Here is a 22,308-nt window from a genome sequence, read left to right as displayed (position 1 = left end):
ATCGCGCCTTCAGGCGCGCCGCATCATCTGCCGGTGCCAGCGGTGGCCCAGCCAGGCGGAGGCGGTGATGTAGGGAATGGCGCCCAGCACCCACATGATCAGTCCCGCCAGTTGCTGGTCCACCAGATCGCGAGCCTCGCCGTAGAGGGGGTCGCGGGCAAAGGTCAGCAGCGCGCCGAGAAACCCCGTGTGTATCAGGGTGAACAGCAGGGCAAAGAGCGCCCAGGGCGCGCGGCGCAAACTGGCATTGAGCACGGACCACCAGAAGAGGCCGGCGGTGAGTAGAAAGCCGGCGTGCTCAACGATGTGCCACCAGGGATCGTCCACCGCCAGCATGTAGAAATAAGGCAGGTGCCAAAACCAGATGACCAGCCCGTGCAGGTAGGCACAGATTACCGGATGGGCGCTCAGGCGCAGCAGGGAGTACCCTGACCTGGCGGCAATGCGCCCACTGGCAGCAGCCAATTGCGGCAGGGGCCGACACAGCACCCACAGGGGTGCGATCACCACCATCAGCAACATATGCTGCACCATGTGTGCCGCCGTGCTGGTTTCTGCCCAGTAATCCAGCGGCCCCAGCAGGGCCAACACGGCCAGCCCCGTCGTGGCATGAAAACACAGCATCCTGGGCCAGGAGGCGGGGTCGCGCCGCCCACCCCAGAGATAACACAGCCAAAAAACACCCAGCACCAGTGCGCTGGACCAGGCGGCCCACTGCTCGGCGCCGCTGTTGGTTAGCGGGTTGTGGGCGACAGCGGAGGGGCTCAAAAGCACCAGCCCCAGTCCGGACCAGAGAGCCAGATGCACTGTGGGAATACCAGCGCCGGCAGACCCACGGCCAACGTGGCCAGGGCCAAGACCAGATGCACCCCGGTGCCGACGAGTCATGACAACGGCCCCCAGCCCAGGGGCAACAGCACAAAGGCCGCCAGACTCAGCCAGAAAATGCCCAGGGTGTAGAGCCAGAAGGGCCAAGCCACCATGGGCTCGTAGGGGTGAGCGGCGTTCACATAACCGAGGCGCACCCGCAGCGCCTGCAGTGCGGTAATCAAGGTGCCCAGGCCGCTGTGAAACAGCAGGTAGAACAACATCACCAGCAGCAAGGCGTCGTGGGAGGTTTCGGTTGCCGCCAGCGGCGCAGTCACCAGCACCCAGACCAGCAACAGCCAATGGGCCAGCCCCAGCGCCGCAGTCTGCCAGAGGCCAGCGGCCAGGTGCCGGTCGTCGCGCCGTCGCAGGTGCCGTATCAGGCGGCCGTAGCGCAATACGGCGAGGCTCAGCAACACCCCGCAGGCGAATAGCGGCCAAAAGGCCAGAGGGCTCTGCTCGGGCAGTGACCAGTGCTCAGCCACGATCCAGAGGTAGAACCAGCCAAAAAGCAGCGATATATAGAAGGTGCCGTTGGCCATCAGTGTTACCACCATACCCCAGAGGCCGGGGCCGTCAAACGTGCGCGAGTGCCAGCGCAGGTCCTGTGGCTCGTGGTTGTCCGGTGGCGCGGCTTTGGGGTGGGCGCCGTTTTCCCAGCTCCAGCGCAGCATAAAGAAAGCCGCCAGCGCAGAGCCCGCCAGCGCCAGCGGGTAGAGACGCAGCAGCAGGCTGACGCACACCAGCGCCAGCGCAAGCGATGCCTGTAGTGGCCGCCAGGAGTTGGACGGCACCAAAATGATTTCCCGCAGTTTGCCGGTAATGGCGTCGGTGCCGTAGATCTCGCGCTTGCCGTGGTGGGTATCGGTGAGACCGAACTCCCCCCGGGCGATCCGCTCGGGTAGTTGCGGTTGCTCCCACAGGGGATGGCGACTGGTCACCGGCGGCAGGCTGAGGAAGTTGAAGTTGTCCGGCGGTGTGGCGGTGGCCCACTCCAGGGTGTCGGCCTGCCAGGGGTTTTTCGGTGCGCGCCGACCCACAAAAAAGTGCAGGGTCACATCCAGGATGATGGCCGCGATCCCCGCGGCCATGACAAAACTGCCGATGGAAGAGAGCAGGTTCAGCCAGTCCCAGCCCAACCCGGCCTCGTAGGTGTAGATGCGCCGCGGCATGCCCAGCAGGCCGGTCAGGTGCATCAGCAAAAAGGTGGCGTTGAAACCGATAAAAGTCAGCCAGAAACCCCAGCGCCCGAGGCTCTCGGACGCCATGCGCCCGGACAGGTGCGGCAGCCAGTAATAGAGCCCCGCCACCAGCGGGAAGAACATGCCACCCACCAGCACATAGTGCATGTGCGCCACTACAAAGTGGGTGTCATGCACCTGCCAGTTGAAGGGCACCAGCGCCAGCATCACCCCGGTGAGCCCACCGCAGACAAACACCACCAGAAAACCCAGCAGCCAGAGCATGGGCAGGCGGTAGACCACCCGCCCGGTCCAGAGTGTGGCCAGCCAGGCAAACATCTGCACCGCGGTGGGCACCGCCACCAGCATGCTGGACACCGAGAAAAACGCCAACGCCAACTGGGGAATACCGACGGTGAACATGTGGTGCACCCAGAGGCCGAAGCTGATAAAGCCGGTGGTTATAATCGACAGTACGATCCAGCGATAGCCCACCAGTGGGCGCTGGGCAAACACCGGCAGCAAGGTGGAGACAATCCCCGCCGCCGGCAGGAAAATGATATACACCTCCGGGTGACCAAATAGCCAGAACAAGTGCTGCCAGAGCAGCGGGTCACCGCCGCCGGCCACAGCGAAAAAGGGCATGCCGGCAGCGCGTTCCAGCTCCAGCAGGATGCTGGCGAGAATCAGCGGCGGAAAACCGAACACGATCATCAGCGCCATGGCCAGTATGTACCAGGCGAAGATCGGCATCTGAAGCAGCGCCATGCCCGGTGCGCGGGTGCGCAGGATCGACACCGTCAGTTCGATGCCCGCTGCCATGGCGGAAATCTCTACAAAGGTAATGCCCAGCAGCCAGAAATCCGAGCCCGGCCCCGGTGAAAACTCGGCGCTGCTCAGCGGCGTGTACATAAACCAGCCCGCGTCCGGCGCCACACCCAGCAACAGGCTGGAGAGAATGATCAGCCCGCCAAACAGGTAGCAGTAATAGCCCAGAGCGGTCATGCGCGGGTACACCAAATCCCGGGTGCCGATCATCTTTGGCGTCAGGTAGATGGCCACCCCCTCCAGCACCGGGATAGCAAACAGGAACATCATCACCGTGCCGTGCATGGTGAATAGCTGGTTGTACAGCTCCGGGGCGATGATCTGTTGTTCCGGCAGGGCCAGCTGCGTGCGCAGCAACATTGCCAAAAGCCCACCCACCAAAAAGAAAAACAACCCGGTAAGCATAAAACGCAGCCCCACCGTGGTGTGGTTGACCGTCGTCAGTGCTCCCCAGCCGGTCCGGTTGGCCCAGATGGCCGCCATGGACTGCTGCAAGTTGCCCTGCGGCTCATCACTCATTGGTTTTTGTCTCCCCCAGCCAGCGGGCAAAGTCGCCGGGCGGCAGTGCCGTCACCACAAACTGCATGTGTGCGTGGCCGGTACCGCAGAATTCGACGCACTGGCCACGGTACTCACCCGGCTCGTCGGCGTATAAACGCAGCGTGTTGGTGTGTCCCGGTATCAGGTCCATCTTGCCGCCCAGGCGCGGCACCCAAAAGGAATGCACCACATCCTCGCTGGTCAGTTGGATATCCACAGGTGTCCCGGCTGGAATATACACCCGGTTGCGCAACTCGATATCGGTGCCCGGATAATGCACCTGCCACCACCACTGGTGACCTGTCACCTCAATCTGTACCGCCTTGCCCCCGGGTGGCGGCAGCGGCAGCATTCGGTGGCCCAGGGGAATGCCAAAGGCCAGTATCACCGCAATACTGCCCAGCGGCAGCGCCAAACCGCCCCCGAGCAGGCACCAGCGCCCTACTTTTTGCTGCTGGCGCTCGCTCCACTGCTGGGGCGGCCTGCGCAGGGCGTATAACCACAGCCCGACAACAGCGGCCAGCACCAAGGTGAAAAAAATGGCCATCCCCCACCATAACCAAACGGCGTAAGTGGCCGAGGGACCGGCGGGATCCAGGGTAGAAAAGGGCCCGCTGCAGCCGGCTATCAGCGGTGCTAAGGTGATAACTGCGCCCCAGCCTGCTAGGCTTTGGGGGAAGGACGCATTGCTGCCAAAGGATGCCTGACATCCAATTTTTGGAGGCAGTGCATGAGACCGGAAATTCGCGCGCGACTGATACCGACCCACAAAGCCCAGCCGATATTCAGCCGGATGGCGATACTCGGCCATCCGCTGCACCCCATGCTGATTCATTTTCCGGTGGCGGCCCTGATGAGCGTGATCGCCACAGACCTGGCTTATGTGTTCACCGCGGACGACTTTTGGGCCCGGGCCGGACTCTGGCTCACCGGGGTAGGTGCGCTGGGTGGCTGGGTTTCCGGCACCGCCGGGCTGGTGGATCTGGTGAGCGTGCCGCGCATCCGCCGCCTGATCGCCGCCTGGTGCCACGCCATTTTTGCCGTGATGCTGTTGTCGCTGGCCACTCTCAACTGGCTGCTGCGTGTGGGGGAACCAGCCGCCCAGATATGGCCCTGGGGACTGTACCTTTCCCTTTTTTGCGGCGCGCTGATTACCATAACCGGTGTGCTCGGCGGGCGTCTGGTGTACGAGTTTGCGGTGGGTGTAGACACCGACCATGAAGCGAAAAAATCCTGGCCTTCGCGCGAAGACTAATCCGCTATACACCAGCATCACGGCTGCACCTCCCACCGATCTGACTGTGTTTCAAGCCACTCAGGCGCGCCTGGCTTGGCCAGCACCAGCCAGAGAACAGCACCCATCAGCAGTATCTCCAACGTCAACAGCGCAGCGCTCCAGCGGCGAGGATGATGAACCCGCCCGGCCTCACAGCGCAATATCAGCAGGCCCGTCAGGACATGGCACATCACCAGAGCCGCCACTAATGTCAGCTTGGCAATCAGCCAGAAAGCGGTGGTGCGATTGAGTACAAAGACAAGGGTACCGAAAACAATAGCGGCCAGGGCGGCCGGCGTGGCCACCAGCGTAAACAGCCGACGGGCCAGGGAGTCTTCTTCGGCAGGGAATTCATACAGATTGAGCTGCCCACAGTGGCGGCCGACAATCAGCGTGGACAGATACAGTAATGTCACCGCCCAGAGCAACAGAGCGGCCATGTGTAACACCAGAAATCCGAGCATTCGGCGACAGCCCTCCATTGCTACCTGCCTGTGCAGCCCAGTATAGGAGTTAATTGAAGGTGCGTCCCCTATTGCTGTTCGGTGGCGAATAAAACCTTCCCCAATAAAGTAGGCGCTCACTTTGCTGCGCCACATGGGCACCGCTATAAAAAAGCGCTATGCTCGTTGAGAAAGGGAATTGTGGACGAGGCTCTACTATGGTCGGCGGAGTGATGACAACACCAATACGAACGGCGGTTCTGGTTGTCTCGGTGCTGGCAGCCCTGCTCATCGCAGCCGCCCTGGTGGCCTGGTTAATGGTTGATACTGACCAGGTCAAGAAACGGCTTGAGGGCGGGCTCAGCGAAACCCTGAACATGGATGTGCAGGTCGGTCAGCCACTGCATTTCGGCCTGCTGCAGGGACCGAACGTCACAATCGCAGATCTCGAAGTAAGCAGACAGGGACAGGTAGTGGCCACTGCCGAAAGCGTCAGTGTGGGGCTTGACACCATCAGCCTGCTGACCGGTGACGTACACCCGATTGACCTCCACATAAAGCGACCGGAACTGGTGGTCCAGCGCTCCAGCTCGGGTGTGTTCAACATTTACGAGCCCGAACCGGGGGAGCTCGACAAACTGTCGTTGCAAAGGTTGCGGGTGTCCGATGCCCGACTTACCTACCTTGATCAGGCCACGGAAAAGAAATGGCTGATGGAGCAATGCAATCTGGATCTGCACACTATCCGCCATAACGGTGGCACGCTGGAGCAAGTGCTTGAGAGCCTCGCTGCCGAGGGCCGGATGCAATGCGGCTCGCTCAGCCAGGACCGGCTCAAGGTTTCCGAATTGTCGGTGGAGATCCGTGGCGACAACGGCCTTTTCGAACTGGAGCCCATTAGCGCAATTGCTTTCGGAGGAACGCTCTCGGGGCGAATCGAAGCCGACCTTTCGTCCCGAACACCCGCTCTTAGCCTTGAAAACAGGCTTGCTGCATTCGATTTCGGTGCGTTCATGAACATGCTGAATCCGGATCAAGTCGCCGCTGGCAACCTTGATCTCGATCTGGCCCTGAATGCCCAAGGCAGCAACTGGCTGGAATTCCGACAGAGCGCCACGGGCACGTTCAGTCTGAGCTCCGGGGAACTTACCTTTGATGGGTATGACCTGGATGAGGAACTGGAGGATTACGCCGAAACCCAACGCTTCAACCTGATTGATGTTGGTGCGGTATTCCTTGCCGGGCCCGTAGGTCTTGCCGTAACGCGCGGCTATGCGTTTACCGGTTTACTCGAAGGCAGCGAAGGCAGCACAACCATTGATCAGATGGTTTCGGAGTGGGCTATTGAAGACGGCGTGGCGCAAGCGCGAGACGTTGCCTTCCGCACCCCGAAAAACCGCCTGGCCCTGACCGGAGCCCTGGATTTCGGCAACTACAGCTTCAAGAACCTGCGGGTAGCCGTAATCGACTCAGAGGGCTGCGCGGTTGTTGAGCAAGAGATCAGCGGCCCGTTCCGCGAACCCGAGATCGAGAAACCCAACGTTCTGGTCGCTGTGACGGGCCCGATGCTCGACCTGATCCAGCGCGGAGTGCGGGCGATTACCAATAGCGACTGCGACACCTTTTACACTGGATCGATGCCGCATCCCTGAACATGGAGGTTTTTATGCGAAAGCCAGGCACTGTTGAGCCGGATAGCCCGATCCTTGGAATCGCGATTATTAGCATCGTCCCTGCCGATGGAAATCACCTGCCAAAAGATCTAATTTTATAGGCAAGGAGGGACGGACCATGCGTCAGGATAATGTCCAGGTATCGGACGACAGCTTGCCGGAACACAGCGAAGGCATCCGGGTAGGCCGGGAGCTGCTCGAGGCCACGAGACCTTACATTGAAGAGTCTACTGCAACAAGCTGGTGGCACGTCGGCTCCACCTTTGTGTTGATGATCGCCGCACTGACAGCCGCCGGGATGATCCCGTGGTGGCCCCTCAGACTGGTGTTTTCAGTATTGGGTGCCCTGCTGATCGTGCGGGCCTTCATCACCTTTCACGACTACCTGCACCGCGCCATTCTCAACAACTCGCGGGTTGCCTACTGGCTCTTCCATGCCTTCGGCGCTCTGATGCTGACGCCAACACGCTCCTGGCTCGCCAGCCACAATTATCACCACGGCCATGTGGGCCAGATTTCGGATGCCGGTGTGGGCGCTTTTCCGCTTATTACCGCCCGTATGTGGCGAGACTCAACGCCGTGGCAGCGCTTTACCTATCGCGCCCAGCGCAATCCCCTGGTGGTGCTGTTGAGCTACCCCATTGTTTTCGGTTTGAACATTACGCTCATGCCCCTGCTGAGGAACCCCCGCAAACACCTCGACTCCCTGACAGCCCTGATCAGTCATTTCGGGTTGATCGCCGTGGTGTGGATGCTGGGCGGGTTCAGCCTGGTGTTCTTTGTCATCCTGCTGCCGATCACCCTGGCCTCCGCGATGGGGTGCTATCTGTTTTTTGCCCAGCACAGTTTCCGGCGCATGCAGATTGCTTCGCCTGAAGCCTGGACCTATTACCGGGGAGCCATGGAGTCTTCAAGTTATATGCGGATGAATAAGGTTATGCAGTGGTTTACCGGGAATATTGGATACCACCATATTCACCATCTCAACGTTCGAATTCCCTTCTACCGCCTCCCTGAAGTGATGGCGGCCATCCCTGAACTGCAATCGCCGTTAGTAACGACCCTTGCCCCCCGCGACATTGCAGACTGCTTCCGGTTCGCCCTTTGGGATGAAGATAAACAGCGAATGGTGTCCTATCGGGAGGCCTACGGTTGATCATCCAGTTTGTTATGACGAACGTCTAATACGGATTCCCAAAAAATCGCGGGAAAGGCACCAGGGTATCGTAGACAATGGAGATTGTGCCGAATACCGCTTGGGACGTTAGACGGAAAACTCATGCACGTACTGATTATTGAGGACAACCCGGATATCATCGCCAATCTGTACGGATATCTGGAACCACTCGGCTATACACTGGACGTGGCGCGCAATGGCAATGCCGGTGTCTCCCGCGCCACGGATTCGTTCCATGACGCGATTGTCCTCGACCTGTCATTGCCGGGTATGGATGGCGTGGAGGTGTGCCGGACACTCCGCCGAGAGCATCGGCTGGCGACGCCGATCATGATGCTGACTGCACGTGACACGGTGCACGACAAGCTGACTGGATTCGAGATTGGCGCCGACGACTACTTGGTTAAACCCTATTCCCTCCCCGAGCTGGATGCGCGTCTGAAGGCACTGGTACGCCGCGCGCGCAACGAGCATGTGCAAACGGTCCTCACCTTTGGCGATCTTCGGCTGGATACCAGCACCAGCCAAGCCACACGCGCCGGACAGCCTCTCGACCTGACGCCGACGGGTTACAAGATTCTCATCGCACTGATGCGTGCCGCCCCGACGCTGATGACGCGCGAAGCGGTCGAGCGCGAGGTGTGGAGCGACAACCCTCCGGACAGTGATGCCTTGCGCACCCATATCCATACTCTGCGCCAGGCACTCGACAAGCCGTTCCCATACCCTATGCTGCTAACTCTGCCGGGCACCGGCTATCGACTGGCCGCGCCTGATGAAACCTAGGTTTTCGCTCAAACATAGCATCGCGCTCACTTACATCCTGCTTGCAGTCGTAGTGGGGGGCGCCTTCAGCCTGGTTTCCTATGTCTCAGTGGAGGTTATTGAAGAGCAAGTCATTGATGCACGACTGGCAAAGATGGCGGACAGGCTGATCGAGTTCCATCAGAAGGGCGATATGCCGGATCCGCCACCGGAAGTGCGTTTCCTGATCGATGACACAATTCCCGCGAAACTGCAGCCCCTACCCGACGGTTTCCATGAGCTGCAATTGGGTGGGCGGCATGTCCATGCGCTGTTGCGTGACCACGACACCAACCGTTATGCCGTGGTGCAGGAGGTAGACGAACTCGAGCGTACGGAATGGGTCATCCTCGTGTCTCTGGCAGTGGGTTTCGTTGCAAGTGTCCTCCTTGCGGCCGTGCTCGGCGTCTTGAGTGCCCGGCGCGTGATCGCACCGGTAGCGGCGCTGGCCGATGCCGTCTCCCGCAACGCAGGGCCGACGAAACTGCCTTCCCTCAATGCGCAAGATGAAATTGGCGTCCTGTCACGCGCCTTCGCCAAGCGCACCGATGAGTTACAGCGATTCCTGCAACGCGAGCGGTTGTTTACCGGCGACGTCAGCCATGAGTTGCGCACACCGCTGACCGTCATGTTGGGCGCGGCGGAGGTGCTGGCTGCGCAACTTTCAGAGCAGCCCGCGCAATACGCCACCGCAGAACGCATCCGACGTGTGGCGGACGAGACCGCACAACGGGTCAGTGCGCTGCTCTTGCTTTCACGTGGTCCGGAATCCCTTGATGCGCCCCGCACTGTGCTCAATCCCATCATCGAATCGGAAATGGAACGTTGCTGGCCTCTTCTGCAGGGCAAGGAAGTTCAATGCAGGCTTGAATGGACCAAACAGGTAACGGCCCATGCGCACCCCGAACTTGCCAGTATCGTCATCGGTAACCTGCTACGTAACGCCTGCCGACACACGGAGCAGGGCTTGATTCATGTCCAACTTGCCGCTGGCTGCCTGGTGATTGAAGACACCGGCACGGGCATTCCCATGAACGTGCGCGAACGATTGTTTGAGCGGTTCGTCCACGGTGATGACCAGCCGGCCCACGAAGGTGCGGGACTGGGGCTGTCGATCGTGAAACGCGTGGCAGATCATATAGGCTGGGACATCCGCCTGGAAATCCCGGAAGGCGGAGGAACCCGATTCGTTCTCTCATTTCCTGCTGTGCCCTCTATTAAGTCCTCCTGATAGGCCTTAACGCGGCCTTAACGCCCGACCAACTATCTTGTTGATTCCGTAAACAAGGTATTCGAGAGGAAAATCATGAAAAAAGCATTGATTGCAGTTGGTATGCTGTTGTTTTCAAGCTTTGCATTCTGCAGTAATGGGGCAGCTTGGGACTATACTGGCGACACAGGGCCTGATAACTGGGCGAAACTCAGCCCCGAGTACGGCGCATGTGCAGGGAGCAATCAGTCGCCCATTAACCTGACAGGTTTCATCGACGCCAAGTTGAAGCCTGTTTTCTTCAAGTATGGGGCAGGCAGTTCAGAAATCCTGAACAACGGCCATACCGTTCAGGTAAACACGCAGCCAGGTAGCTCCATCGCCGTTGACGGCATTGAATTCGAGCTCAAGCAGTTCCACTTCCACGTGCCGAGTGAAAACCAGATACATGGCAAGTCGTATCCAATGGAAGGGCACCTGGTACATGCTGACGATCATGGCAACCTTGCTGTCGTAGCGATTATGGTTACCGAAGGTGAGGAAAACACGGCGCTTGCAAAGGCGTGGGCACAGATGCCGGAAAAGGGGGAGACAAAAACCCTGACATCAGACCTATCTCCTCTGGAAATTTTGCCGACAAAACATGATTACTACCGCTTCAATGGTTCGCTGACCACACCACCTTGCTCCGAGGGCGTGCGTTGGCTGGTGATGAAGCAGCCAATTTCAGCCTCCAAGGAACAAATTGATCGATTCCTGCAGGTGATGCAGCATCCCAACAATCGCCCCGTGCAAGCGGTTAACGCACGCCCTGTGTTGGAGTAATCGGAGTAGCGCCGGACCAAGTGGAGCCCATCGCCACCGCCCACGAGAACAAATTTTGATTCGGCGTCGATTTCACATGCTCCGGTGCGACTCATTCATGAGTCCACAGAAATACGACGTCTGCACATCGGAGGAGCTGGACATGCTGAAATTATACGGAACACCACCAACAAGACTTTCTTTCTCTCAACCCTGCGGCGAAAGTTCCGGCGCTGGAGGCCCACGCAAACGTCAATGAAGGAGGATTAGCATGATGGAGCACGCAAAGAATACCATTTGCCTTTGGTTCAACGGCGATGCCGAAGAGGCAGCACAGTTTTACGCGGCGACCTTCCCCGATTCATCGGTTGGCGCCGTCCTTCGCGCCCCGGGGGACTATCCAGCCGGCTCTGAGGGCGATGTGCTGACGGTAGAGTTCACTGTCCTTGGCATTCCCTGCCTGGGGCTCAATGGCGGTCCAGCCTTCAAGCACAGTGAAGCGTTCTCGTTTCAGGTTGCCACCTATGATCAGGAGGAAACGGATCGTTACTGGAACGCGATTGTTGGCAACGGCGGCGAAGAGAGCGCATGCGGCTGGTGCAGAGACAAATGGGGCCTGTCCTGGCAGATCACGCCGCTGGCTTTGACGGAAGCAATAGCCGACCCTGATCGCGCTGCAGCCAAGCGTGCGTTCGATGCCATGATGCAGATGGGGAAGATCGACATAGCGACCATTGAGGCGGCGCGTCGGGGCTGATGCCTCAGAGCACCCGTGTGGGGCTGACCGCAACTGGCAACCAGGCGTCAAACTTTCGGCTTGTGACATCCCCGCTTTCCCCCGACAATGAACTATCATATTGATAAGTAACGGGGCTTAAGCATGCTCGAAAGTTTGGCCTGGGTGCCTGAAAATTTTTCGTTTCCGGACTCCATGTTGAGGCTGTTGGTCAGCACCGGGCTGCTGGTGTTCGCTATCATCCTCCTGCGGAATCTGACTGCCCGCTTTATACGGCGAAACGTTGTGTCATCCGAGTTGCGGGGTCGGTTGCTGGTGAGCTCCCGCAACGGCTTCCTGCTCTTGGGGATACTGGGCCTGGCGTTGATCTGGGGTGACCAGATCCGATCCCTGGCCCTGTCCATCGTCGCCATCGCCGTCGCCTTTGTGGTCGCTACCAAGGAGTTGATCCTGTGTTTTTCCGGCGCGATCCTGAAGAGCGGCGCCGGCTCTTTCAATCTGGGAGACCGTATACAAGTGAAGGATTTTCGCGGTGATGTCATCGACCAGACCCTCCTGGCAACCACGATTCTCGAGGTTGGTCCCGGCAAGACCGGTCACCAGCGCACCGGGCGGATGATCGTAATACCCAACGCGTTGTTCGTATCTGAACCGGTCATCAACGAGAGTTTTACCGACCATTGGGATTTCCATATCTTCACCGTGCCCTTTAAACGGGAGGACGACTGGCATACCGCCCAAACCGCCCTGCTGGAGGCCGCCAATCGTCATTGCGCGCCCTATCTTGAGTCGGTACGCAAACACATGAACAAGGTTGGCGTTTTGCGGGGCCTGGAAGTGCCGTCCGTGGACCCAAGGGTAACCATCCAGGCCCCGGTGGCCAGTGAAATCCACCTCACCGTCAGGCTACCCGCCAAATCCGGGCAGCGCAGTTACATTGAGCAAGCTATCCTGTCAGAGGTCTTTGCCAGCACCGATTTTTCCGGCAAAAAAAACCTCCCCGCTGATGACGAAAACGAGGAAAAGGAGAATTAACATTCCAGCAACCGCATGGCGTGCGCCCGCAAGGCATCCCTGAGCCCCTCTGGCTTCAGGATGGTAAACCGGAACGGGAGCTGCGCCAGCCACCAGGCAAACCACTCGAAACTGTCGGTTCGGGTGGTCAGCAGTAGCCCGTCCTCACGCTGTTCGAATCCATCCGCACAGGATGAATGGAATTCAAACACGGCAGCGGCGGATTCGCGGTCTGTGTGCAGCAACAGTGACACCTCATGGGTTCGGCCCCAGGACAGGAAGCTCTCGCTCAGGAACTCCGCCGCGTCAAAGTTCGGCGGCCGCCGGAAGGTGCCAGGCAACAGGTGAACGCCGCTGATGCGGTCCAGCCTGAACGACCGCATGGCTTCCCTCAGATGGCAAAAGCCGGTGAGGTACCAGCGCCCCTGGCGAAACACCAGGCCGTAGGGATCCACCCTGCGGTCCATCCCGCCACGCTCTGGAGAATGCCCGCCACGCTCTGGGGAATGATAGGTAAACCCCACGGTCCGCGCCGCTTCCGTGGCAGCCGTCAGCGTTTGCAGGGCGCGATCGTCCAGGCTGGGTTCACCCCGGGGCAGGATCACCCGGGTGGTATCGCTGACACCGCGCACCCGCTTTTTCAGGTTGGCCGGCATCACCCGTTCCAGTTTCGCCTGCACACTGGCAATGGCCGGCGCTGCATCCGCCAGCCCAAGTTGCCGAGCCGCCAACAGCCCCAGGGATACCGCCAGGGTTTCTTCTTCAGTGAACATCATCGGTGGCAACTTGAAGCCCGCCACCAACCGGTAACCGCCATAACGCCCCTGCTCTGTCATTACCGGGATGCCCAGTTCCTCCAGCACCGCGATGTAGCGCCGGATCGTCCTCCGGTCCACGCCCAGACGTTCCGCCAGCTCTGCGCCGCCAATCTGGCCGTGCGTCTGCAACAATTCCAGCACGGTAAGCACGCGGGTTGTAGGACCAGACATAATCGCCTTCCTCCTGGCGTCGTTTTCCGATGATTTGAATAAATAATTGCATTGTCCTGCTTATTTAGGACAGATTCTCACCTATTTACAAACTAATCTGATCTCGCAGTACTTAAGGAACCTCTGAACACTACTTGAAACCCTGACTGGAAATGGAGATCGGCATGTCAGAACTCACGTTTTACACCCATCCTATGTCTCGCGGGCGCGTTGTGCGGTGGATGCTGGAAGAAGTCGGCGTTCCCTACTCGGTTGAGACCATGGAATTCGGGGCGGACATGAAAACCCCGGAGTACCTGGCCATTAACCCCATGGGCAAGGTGCCGGCCATCAAACACGGCAACACCATTGTGACCGAAGTGGCGGCGATCTGCGCCTACCTGGCAGACCAGTTTCCGGACAAGCAGCTGGCGCCACCGCCACAGTCCCCCGAACGCGGCGCCTACTACCGCTGGCTGTTCTTCATGGCGGGCCCTTTTGAGATGGCCACCAGTGCACTGGCCTATGGCTGGAAAATCGATAGCAGCAACGTGCAGGCCGTCGGCTGCGGCCGCGTGGAAGACAGCATTAATACCCTGGAGAAAGTACTGGGCCAGACGCCATACATCTGCGGCGATCAGTTCACCGCAGCGGATGTGCTGGTCAGCAGTTACCTCTGGTGGGAAACGATGCAGAAGAACATCCCGCCGAACGAGGTTTTCCAGGACTACATCAAACGTACGGAAAGCAGGCCGGCAGCCAAACGTGCCAATGAACTGGACGATGCACTGGCCGAACAGATGAACGTTGCCATGGCCTGAAAGTCAGAGAGCTGACGCTGGCGATACTGTGCACATACCGCCTGGTACGTTCCGTACCCAGTCGCGGATGGCCAGTATCGTCGGGTCCTGCCGACGACTTTCCGGGTAAACCAGATAGAAGGGTTTACCTTCCAATTCAGGGCCGAAGGGCTGCACCAGACGCCCTTCGGCCAACTCATCCTCAATCAATGGCCGACTCATCAACGCCACCCCCTGGCCACCTAAGGCGGCGGAAATGGCGTGGGTCTCATCGGAAAACACCAACCCGGCACTGACATCCAGCCCCGGTATCCCCACCTGCTTCTGCCAGCCTGCCCAATCCAATGGTGTTATCAACGCCTGCTGGGGCCGAAAGTGAATCAGCGGATGGTTTGGCAGGTCCTCCGCCCTGGTCAGTCCAAGATGAGGGCTGCAGGCTGGTATGAACGTGTTATCAAACAGTTTTTCAGCGACCAGACCTGGCCAATGACCATCCCCGTAGCGAATAGCGAGATCCGCCGTCACCCCGTCCAGAGCCACCGCTTCGTGTGAGGCGTGGATACGCAGATCGATATCCGGATGGGTGTCCCGCAACATACACACCCAGGACAACAGCCAGCGCACCGCGACCGCCGGTGTGGTCGAGAGGGTGACCGCCTGGCGTGATGGCACTGCTTTCAGACGCTCGATGGCGCTGCCGATGTTGTCGAAAGCAGCCCCCAGTACCTCCTGCAACTCCCGCCCCCGAGGCGTCAGCACCAGTTGTCGCGGCTTGCGAACAAACAGGGGCAAACCGAGCGTTTCCTCAAGCCCACGAATCTGATGACTGATAGCCGTTGCGGTTACAGATAGTTCCTGTGCGGCCTGCTTCGCGCTCTCATGGCGGGCGGCAGCCTCGAAGGCTCGCAGGGCAGAAAGCGACGGCAGACGGCGGGGGCTCATGGATGAATTTACCTCAGCTGTATGAGCAAGAAATGATCGTTTGTGAGCCCTAGAGTATGGATTTAGGCTTAATTCGCTGTCAATAACAGATGAATTTTCTCACAACCGAATGGAGCCCGACATGACTCACATCCTGCAACTCGATGCCTCCGCCCGTCCCGGCCGCGCCGGCACCCATGAACACGGTTCCCACAGCCGCAACCTCACCCATCGGTTCGTCGAACGGTGGCAGTCCCGACGCCCCCGAGACACCGTCACCTACCGGGATGTCGGCGGCACACCGCCCTCCTTCATCGATCAACCCTGGATACAGGCCGCCTTCACGGCAGCAGAGCAGCAGGAGTCCTGGATGGCCGACACACTGGCGGAAAGTGACCGGCTGATTGATGAGCTGATCGCAGCGGATGTCCTGGTCATCGGCGCCCCGCTGTATAACTTCGGTATGCCGGCAGCCCTCAAGGCCTGGGTTGATCAGGTGGTTCGCATGGACCGGACCGTGGCGTATGACCCCTCAACACCCGAGGACCCGTTCACACCGCTTCTCGCAGACCGCCCCCGCCATGCGGTTATTCTCTCGTCCCGCGGTGGCACGGGGTTCGAACCCGGAGGCGAACTGGCACATATGAATCACCTTGAGCCAAGCCTGACCACAGTGCTCGAATTCATCGGCATCACCAACATTCACAGTGTTGCCATCGAGAATCAGGAGGAAGGCGGTGATGCGCTGGCCGCTTCCGTTGCCGAAGCGAAGCGGCGGGTGGATGCACTGGTGGCCCGGTTGCATGAGACGTTCCAAATGACAACAGCCAATGGCAGCAATGAACTGGACGATGTATTGGCTGAGCAGGTGAAGTCGGAAACCGCCTGATACCCCGGCCTGGCTCTGATCACGCCACCAGAAATTTTAACCCGGATGCATCTTTGCCGGAACTTTCCCCGTATCACTCGGTACGCCCACCCAATAAACAGTGGAAGTGGTGGGAAATAACCCGATGACGAGGAGAACAAGATGAAGAAGCACTTCAAGACAGGCGCATTTTTGGCAGCTACGTTTATGTCTGGTGTCCTGATGTCCGGGAGCGCACTGGCTGATGATCACGCCAAGGTTGGTGTCTGGGGCGACGATCAATCCGTCTCTGACGGCACGGTTACCGCCAAGAAAGTCGTAGCCGAGAAGAACGGCTGGCTGGTGGTTCATCGTACCGATGAGAGCATGAAGCCAGGCCCTGTTGTTGGACACGCACCTCTCAAAATGGGCAAAAACAAGGACGTAACCGCGATTCTTACTGAAGAAGTCGCATCTGGCGATATGCTGATGCTGATGCTTCACGCCGAGGACGGCGGCATGAAAACCGGCATCTTCGAATACACGCTGGGCGCCAAGGAAGACGGCCCGGTCAAGAAAGATGGCAAGCTGGTGATGAAGACCATCACCGCGAAGTAATCACTCAATGGTTCTGCAGGCAGGGCCATTCACCGGCCCTGCCTGTTACCCTTGCGAGTCAGTTCCCTTCCTTCGCGATCAAACGTCGTACCTGCGCCAGGTTTTCATTGGACGTGACGTGGTAACTGGGGGATGCCTTGGCTGCTTTCTGAAAAAACGTCTCGGCCTGTGGATAGTCTCCCTCCGCCATGCGGATATAGCCCATGGTGTTCCAGGCATCGGCTTCGTCCATCACTTTGGCGAGCGCGTCCAGAGCTTCGTCGTAGCGCTGTAGTCGTGTGTATAACTGGCCCAGGTTTCGCCATGTGCGTTCGTGCCTGGGTTCGAGATTCAGCGCGGTCTGGTACTGATTCTCCGCCCGGCTCCAGTGGCCGATCAGGTAGTAGGAATAGCCCAGGTTATTGTGAAGCTTGGCATTCCGGGGAGAGATCACCAGGGCCCTGTCGTAGTAGCTCCTGGCATCGGCAAAATCACCCCTCAGGTCCGCCATGATGCCTAGTCCGTTAAGCGCCTGCCACCGATTGCTGTCGGCTTCAATTGCCTTTTCCAGCATCGACCGGGCCTGTTCGTACTCTCGCTGTTTCATCAGCATCAGCCCCAGCCCCTCAAGAGCACCAGGGTGAGTGGCGTCTTTTTCAAGAGCGAGACGAAAAGCAGAGCCAGCCTTGCCATTGGCCTCCTTGTGAAGGTTGATCACTCCGATTTTATAGAAGGTATCGGCGTTGTCCGGATCCAGCTCCAGAGAGCGGATGTATTCAAACACCGCCTCATCCACATTGCCTTGCCGGTATGCCGCGTCGCCCCTTGCAATAGCCTCCTCTGCCGATTCCACGGGCATCAGCGTGGAGAAAGTGAGCTCCGATGTGCCTTCGTAGAGTTGCTTGTAGCTATTACCGGATTTGACCGCTGGGCTACTGGCACAGCCGCCAAGAACCAGTGCAATGATGACAATGCCCGCCTGCACCAGCATCCTCATACCATGCCGGTCAGTGGCCTGATCATCCTTGTGCGTTCCTTTAGTTTGCTGATGTTCCATCATGGTCAATCCTCGGATTATTATTGTGTTTGTCACCAGGCCTGAAAGTGGTCCAGCAACCCAACGACAGCAGGGCCTATAGCCACGACAAAAAAAGCAGGGAACATGCACAACACCAGTGGAAACACCATTTTTGTGGAGATGGTGGCCGCGGTTTCCTCTGCCTTTTGCATACGCTTGTCACGAAACTCCTCGGAATAGATCCGCAGCGATTCCGCAGTGCTGGTGCCAAACCTCAGGCTCTGGCTGAGTAGAGCCACGAGCCCACCAATTTCCTCCAGCCCGGTGCGATCGGCCAGGTTCTTGAGCGCATCAACCCGATCGACACCGGCGCGCATCTCACTGTTTACCAGAGCCAGCTCCTCGGCCAACTCCGGGTGCCCAACCGCCAGTTCATCGGCTACCCGCTGTATGGCCGGTTTCAGGCCATATCCCGCTTCGGTGCATACCACCAACAGGTCAAGAGCATCCGGGAACCCGTTATACAGTTTGCGCTTGCGCCGTTCGATCATCTTGCCCAGCACATAATTCGGTCCGATAGCCCCCACCAGCATCGCACCAGCCGCCGCCTGCAAAACTTCCAGGTTGGTCAGGCCTGGCACCCAGCGTAAGCCGAAAAACACCGCCAGCGGCAGACCTATAATGAGCAGGGTCTTTACGGCGTAAAAGTTGGCCAAGGCGTTGTCATTGCGAAAGCCAGCATGGATCAAGCGCTCCTGGGTCCTGTTACGCTCCTTTTCTTTCTTGGGCAGAAAATGAGGCGCGATGGATCTGAAAAAGGGTGTAAAGGGACTTTCTTTTGCAACCTCCGCGGCCTCTGGCGCTACAACGTTATGCAATCGACTTCGCACCGGATGGAACAGGGTGGACATCAGGAACATGCCTGCAAGAGCCAGACAAAAAACAGCAACGGCCATTAGCATCACGAAGGCCAGTTGCGCCATTTGCCGATCCTGAAGAAGGCTATCGAGCAATCCGATCATGTAGTCCATGGCTTATTTCTCCTACACCTTGATATTGAGGATCTTCTTGATCCAGAAAACGCCAAGCACGATCAGTAACAGAGCGATCAGGATAATGTCGTCACCCCGTGTACTTTCTGTGAGCATGGGCATATAACCCGGATTCACCAGCATGATCATCAAAAAAAGCACAAACGGTGTCATAGTGAGCACCCAGGCAGAGATCCGTCCCTCCGCGGAAAGAGTCCGAACCCTGCGCTGAAAGCGGAATCGGCCACGAATAACTGAAGCAATCTTCTCAAGTACCTCCGCCAGGTTGCCGCCAGATTCCCGTTGCACCAACACAGCAGTGATCAAGGCCATGATCAGTACACTGGGCACCCGCTGTAACAAACCAAACATAGCCAAGCGTACATCGCCTCCATAATTGATCTCGTTAAAAGTAGCCTGGAACTCCTCCTTCACCGGGCTCGGCATTTCAGTGGAAACCAGACGAATCGCTTCAATAAACGGATGACCCGCCCGCAGGGCACGGATAATCACGTCCACCACGTCGGGTAATTGCTCCTCAATTTTTGCAATACGTTGACTACGCTTCCTGCGCAAGTAGAGGAAGGGAGTAGCGGCCCCGAGTGGCGACAGGGCCAGGGGAGCCCACCAGATACCAGTCAGCGAATAACTCACGAATCCGGCCAACGCAGCCAGCAGCATTGCCATCAACAACACCCGGTAAGCCCGGGTACGGTATCCGCTCTGGGCGATCAGTGTGACCAACGGCTGCAGCAAAGCCATGGATTCCAGCCGCTTCTCGAGCGGCGACAAGTCCCGCAGGTATTGCTCCCGCACCAGGGATACCCGCTCCGCTGCCCCGTCCGATTCGCTAATCTGTCTCATTCGCTGGCCCAGCCGTTTCCGGGCACCGCGGCTCTCTCCGAATACCGGAATCACCAGTCCTTGCGACAGCAGGAATACGGCCACGAAGACCAATGCAATAAAAATCCAGAGTTTGTCTCCCAACACATCCATGGCTCAGCTCCCGAATTCCGGATCATAGAGTGACAGCGGCAACACAATGCCTCGCTGGTGCAGATGTTCCTGGAAACGGGGAACAATGCCCGTTGCCAGGTAACTGCCCATTACCCGACCATGCTCATCGCGACCACGACGGCGGAAGGTGAATATTTCCGACATGGTGATCACATCACCTTCCATACCGTTGATTTCCTGCACGCTCACCAGTCGGCGGGTACCGTCCTCCTGACGCTCGACCTGAACAACGACATCAATGGCTGAGGCCACCTGGGAACGAATGGCCTTGACCGGCATGGTGGTTCCCGTCATGGACACCATGTTCTCAATCCGGGTCAGTGCATCCCGTGGGGCGTTGGCGTGAAGGGTGGTCATGGACCCGTCGTGGCCGGTATTCATTGCCTGCAACATATCCAGCGCTTCCGTTCCCCGCACCTCGCCGACGATGATGCGGTCCGGGCGCATCCGCAAACTGTTACGGACCAGGTCCCGCTGTGTGACTTCGCCCTTGCTCTCAATGTTCGGCGGGCGGGTTTCCAGTCTCGCCACATGGGGCTGCTGCAGTTGCAGTTCTGCGGAATCCTCAATGGTGACGATCCGTTCGTCGTGGGGCACAAATCCGGACATCACGTTCAGCAGGGTGGTCTTGCCGGAACCGGTACCACCGGAAATCAGCACGTTCAGCCGGCCACGGACAATGCCTTCCAGCAGGCTGGCGATGGCCGGTGTCAGTGTGCCCTTCTCCATCAACGACTCCATGGACAAGTGGCCAATGGAAAAACGACGAATCGACAGTAATGGGCCATCCACGGCCAGAGGCGGAATAATGGCATTCACCCTGGAGCCATCCTTGAGACGGGCGTCCACCATAGGTGAGGACTCATCAATACGGCGACCAACACTGGAAACAATGCGATCAATAATGTTCAGCAGGTGAGTGTCGCTGTGGAAGCTGACACCTTCCCTCTCCAGCTTGCCGTTGCGCTCCACATAGACGCAGTTATAGCCGTTGACCAGAATATCCGAGATGGACATGTCAGCCAGCAAGGGCTCCAGCGGGCCAAAGCCGAGGATGTCATCCTTGATCTGTCGGAGAATGCGCTCGCGGGCAGCCAGAGACAGGGGAATGGATTCCTCCGCCATCAGCCTTTGGCCAATATCCCGCAACTGGCGCTCGGCCTCTTCCCGCCCGAGAGTCCCCAGAAGGGAGAGATCCAGCACCTTCATCAGCTTCTGGTGAATTTTCTGTTTCCAGGCCCGTTCCTGCTCCTCTTCCGCACGTCGGGCTGTGTCCTTGCCATTGCCTGGGTGGACCAGAGGGGGCTCTAGCTCGCCCTTGTCGATGTCATTCATTCTGCCCAGTTCCATAACGCCCTCCTCAGGCTCCTGCCAGTTTCCGCCAGACCCGACCTAGGCCGGACTGTGGTACCACTTTCTTGCCACTCAGGGATTCCGCCATCTGTACCATGCTGCGACTCACCAGTGATGATGGCGCAGCCTCCAGTAACGGCACCCCCAGGTTCGCGCTTTCCGCAACCCTGGCGTAATCATTGGGAATACAGGTCAGATCGTTGACGCCCAAGGCTTTCTCGATGTCCGAGGTGGTCAGCGCCAGGCGCTTGTTCCAGCGGTTCACCACCACACCAATCCGCTCCTCGGGCACGCCCAGATAGCGGGTGAGGTAGTGGAGCAACCGGCGGGCATCCTGAATGTGAGCGATGGTCTGCTGCATGACCAGCAGCACACGGTCGGCGGACTCCAACAGGGCGCCGGTGACACCATCAATCTGTCTTGGCAGGTCTACCACCGTGTGGTCGTACCCCGAGCGCAGTAACATCATCAGTTTCTGGAGCTGGCTCTCATCGATGTCCCCGGGCACTACCAACTGATCCGAGCTGTTCCCCAGGAGATGCAGACCGCTCTTGTGTTTCATCATGTGCCCTTCAAGCGCCAGCAGATCCATGTTGTCGGCCCGCAGGATGGCGTCAATCAGGCTGCCGCTTTCCTGCATATCGAACCCAGAGGCCAGATGACCAAATTGCAGGTCCATGTCCAGCAGCGCGACCCGGTCCTCAATTCTGTCTGCCAGGCTGTGGGCCAGCGCCGCTGCAAGAGTGCTGGCACCGGATCCCCCCTTGGCATTGATGACCGCAAACAGGCCGCCGGCCTGTTCGTTGGCCGGTTGCAGCTCCCGGGCGACGCGCCACAATGCTTCCAACAATTCCTGTTTTTGCACCGGGAACGTGAAGTAGTCCCGTGCTCCCACCCTCATGGAGGTGCGCATGACGGTGGTATTTTCCGGGCCAGTGACCAACGTCGGCACACGCCCCTGCGCAGGGCGTTCATCAAGGGATTTCAACTCGTCTTCCCAGGCCACCGTGGTGCAGAACACCAGGGCGTCGGGCAAATCCACAACATTGTGGAGCGGGTCCGAGTGCCCGTTGGTAATCAAACGTGTGCTTACGGACAGGCCTGACTGGTTGGCAAGCATCTGCTCAAGCTCTTCCAATTCACGGGCGTTGCGCCCTGCTATCAAAACCGTCATCGGTGCTTTCATGGCTTTACCCTTCCCTG

General features: G+C 58.7%; 22 protein-coding genes. 11 read left to right on the top strand and 11 right to left on the bottom strand.

What is annotated here, in order from left to right; genetic code table 11:
* Nucleotides 1-9: 9 nt before the first annotated feature.
* From ACJO5Y_RS16275 to coxB, 3 genes are read right to left on the bottom strand one after another with little or no spacing between them, the layout of a single operon-like run.
* On the bottom strand, nt 10-888 hold the full coding sequence (locus ACJO5Y_RS16275; protein ID WP_406988682.1) for a cytochrome c oxidase assembly protein: 879 nt from the start codon (nt 886-888) through the stop codon (nt 10-12).
* Complete coding sequence (ctaD, locus tag ACJO5Y_RS16270; protein WP_406988681.1) at nt 885-3,395, bottom strand: cytochrome c oxidase subunit I; 2,511 nt, start codon at nt 3,393-3,395, stop codon at nt 885-887. Before ctaD ends, ACJO5Y_RS16275 begins: the two co-directional genes overlap by 4 nt.
* A complete protein-coding gene (gene coxB / locus ACJO5Y_RS16265) occupies nt 3,388-4,227 on the bottom strand; it encodes a cytochrome c oxidase subunit II (RefSeq protein ID WP_406988680.1) in 840 nt (279 codons plus the stop codon). Before coxB ends, ctaD begins: the two co-directional genes overlap by 8 nt.
* Here coxB and ACJO5Y_RS16260 point away from each other — a divergent pair.
* Nucleotides 4,147-4,671 (top strand): DUF2231 domain-containing protein, encoded by a 525-nt coding sequence (locus tag ACJO5Y_RS16260; protein WP_406988678.1) that lies wholly within the window; start codon nt 4,147-4,149, stop codon nt 4,669-4,671. The two genes, coxB and ACJO5Y_RS16260, sit on opposite strands and share 81 nt — an antisense overlap.
* A gap of 17 nt (nt 4,672-4,688) precedes the next feature.
* Here ACJO5Y_RS16260 and ACJO5Y_RS16255 read toward each other — a convergent pair whose 3' ends face one another.
* On the bottom strand, nt 4,689-5,156 hold the full coding sequence (locus ACJO5Y_RS16255; protein ID WP_406988677.1) for a CopD family protein: 468 nt from the start codon (nt 5,154-5,156) through the stop codon (nt 4,689-4,691).
* Nucleotides 5,157-5,368: 212 nt separating this feature from the next.
* On the opposite strand from ACJO5Y_RS16255, the gene ACJO5Y_RS16250 reads away from it, so the two are divergent.
* From ACJO5Y_RS16250 to ACJO5Y_RS16220, 7 genes are all read left to right on the top strand, one after another.
* A complete protein-coding gene (locus tag ACJO5Y_RS16250) occupies nt 5,369-6,787 on the top strand; it encodes an AsmA family protein (protein WP_406988675.1) in 1,419 nt (472 codons plus the stop codon).
* 139 nt (nt 6,788-6,926) lie between these two features.
* Nucleotides 6,927-7,964, top strand: a complete 1,038-nt coding sequence (locus tag ACJO5Y_RS16245; protein WP_406988674.1) for a fatty acid desaturase family protein — start codon at nt 6,927-6,929, stop codon at nt 7,962-7,964.
* Between the two features lie 123 nt (nt 7,965-8,087).
* Nucleotides 8,088-8,771, top strand: a complete 684-nt coding sequence (locus ACJO5Y_RS16240; protein ID WP_406988673.1) for a response regulator transcription factor — start codon at nt 8,088-8,090, stop codon at nt 8,769-8,771.
* Nucleotides 8,761-10,020 carry an ATP-binding protein gene (locus ACJO5Y_RS16235; RefSeq protein ID WP_406988671.1) on the top strand — a complete coding sequence of 420 codons (1,260 nt, stop codon included), beginning with the start codon at nt 8,761-8,763 and terminating at the stop codon, nt 10,018-10,020. Before ACJO5Y_RS16240 ends, ACJO5Y_RS16235 begins: the two co-directional genes overlap by 11 nt.
* 75 nt (nt 10,021-10,095) lie before the next feature.
* The gene (locus ACJO5Y_RS16230) at nt 10,096-10,824 is read left to right on the top strand and encodes a carbonic anhydrase (RefSeq protein ID WP_406988670.1); all 729 of its coding nucleotides are present in this window, start codon (nt 10,096-10,098) and stop codon (nt 10,822-10,824) included.
* Between the two features lie 250 nt (nt 10,825-11,074).
* The gene (locus ACJO5Y_RS16225; protein ID WP_406988669.1) at nt 11,075-11,560 is read left to right on the top strand and encodes a VOC family protein; all 486 of its coding nucleotides are present in this window, start codon (nt 11,075-11,077) and stop codon (nt 11,558-11,560) included.
* A gap of 123 nt (nt 11,561-11,683) precedes the next feature.
* Entirely contained in the window at nt 11,684-12,574 is an 891-nt protein-coding gene (locus ACJO5Y_RS16220) for a mechanosensitive ion channel domain-containing protein (RefSeq protein WP_406988667.1), read from the top strand.
* Here ACJO5Y_RS16220 and ACJO5Y_RS16215 read toward each other — a convergent pair.
* The gene (locus tag ACJO5Y_RS16215; RefSeq protein ID WP_406988665.1) at nt 12,571-13,542 is read right to left on the bottom strand and encodes a helix-turn-helix transcriptional regulator; all 972 of its coding nucleotides are present in this window, start codon (nt 13,540-13,542) and stop codon (nt 12,571-12,573) included. The genes ACJO5Y_RS16220 and ACJO5Y_RS16215 overlap by 4 nt on opposite strands.
* Nucleotides 13,543-13,706: 164 nt before the next feature.
* Between ACJO5Y_RS16215 and ACJO5Y_RS16210 the strand changes: the two genes are divergently transcribed.
* Nucleotides 13,707-14,342, top strand: coding sequence for a glutathione S-transferase family protein (locus tag ACJO5Y_RS16210; protein WP_406988664.1), 636 nt, complete (start codon nt 13,707-13,709; stop codon nt 14,340-14,342).
* A gap of 3 nt (nt 14,343-14,345) precedes the next feature.
* Here the strand turns inward: ACJO5Y_RS16210 and ACJO5Y_RS16205 are convergent, their stop codons facing one another.
* Nucleotides 14,346-15,263, bottom strand: coding sequence for a LysR substrate-binding domain-containing protein (locus tag ACJO5Y_RS16205; protein WP_406988662.1), 918 nt, complete (start codon nt 15,261-15,263; stop codon nt 14,346-14,348).
* A 121-nt stretch (nt 15,264-15,384) separates the two neighbouring features.
* Here ACJO5Y_RS16205 and ACJO5Y_RS16200 point away from each other — a divergent pair, with 121 nt between their 5' ends.
* Both ACJO5Y_RS16200 and ACJO5Y_RS16195 read left to right on the top strand, forming a co-directional pair.
* Nucleotides 15,385-16,131 (top strand): FMN-dependent NADH-azoreductase, encoded by a 747-nt coding sequence (locus ACJO5Y_RS16200; RefSeq protein ID WP_406988661.1) that lies wholly within the window; start codon nt 15,385-15,387, stop codon nt 16,129-16,131.
* 141 nt (nt 16,132-16,272) lie between these two features.
* Nucleotides 16,273-16,707: a DUF7282 domain-containing protein gene (locus tag ACJO5Y_RS16195; protein ID WP_406988659.1), complete on the top strand. Its 435-nt coding sequence runs from the start codon at nt 16,273-16,275 to the stop codon at nt 16,705-16,707.
* 58 nt (nt 16,708-16,765) lie between these two features.
* Here ACJO5Y_RS16195 and ACJO5Y_RS16190 read toward each other — a convergent pair whose 3' ends face one another.
* The 5 genes from ACJO5Y_RS16190 to ACJO5Y_RS16170 are packed head-to-tail and all read right to left on the bottom strand — an operon-like array spanning nt 16,766 to nt 22,291.
* A complete protein-coding gene (locus ACJO5Y_RS16190) occupies nt 16,766-17,746 on the bottom strand; it encodes a tetratricopeptide repeat protein (RefSeq protein WP_406988657.1) in 981 nt (326 codons plus the stop codon).
* Between the two features lie 29 nt (nt 17,747-17,775).
* Nucleotides 17,776-18,735 (bottom strand): type II secretion system F family protein, encoded by a 960-nt coding sequence (locus ACJO5Y_RS16185; protein WP_406988656.1) that lies wholly within the window; start codon nt 18,733-18,735, stop codon nt 17,776-17,778.
* A 12-nt stretch (nt 18,736-18,747) separates the two neighbouring features.
* Nucleotides 18,748-19,731: a type II secretion system F family protein gene (locus ACJO5Y_RS16180; RefSeq protein ID WP_406988654.1), complete on the bottom strand. Its 984-nt coding sequence runs from the start codon at nt 19,729-19,731 to the stop codon at nt 18,748-18,750.
* Nucleotides 19,732-19,734: 3 nt separating this feature from the next.
* Nucleotides 19,735-21,102, bottom strand: a complete 1,368-nt coding sequence (locus ACJO5Y_RS16175) for a TadA family conjugal transfer-associated ATPase (RefSeq protein ID WP_406988653.1) — start codon at nt 21,100-21,102, stop codon at nt 19,735-19,737.
* A 10-nt stretch (nt 21,103-21,112) separates the two neighbouring features.
* Nucleotides 21,113-22,291, bottom strand: coding sequence for a CpaE/TadZ family protein (locus ACJO5Y_RS16170; protein WP_406988651.1), 1,179 nt, complete (start codon nt 22,289-22,291; stop codon nt 21,113-21,115).
* Between the last annotated feature and the right edge of the window lie 17 nt (nt 22,292-22,308).

Origin of the sequence: Marinobacter alkalisoli (assembly GCF_045449855.1) — a bacterium.
Taxonomy (GTDB): domain Bacteria; phylum Pseudomonadota; class Gammaproteobacteria; order Pseudomonadales; family Oleiphilaceae; genus Marinobacter.
The sequence above is the reverse complement of the archived record's forward strand: the minus strand, read 5'-3'. Positions and strand labels throughout refer to the sequence as shown.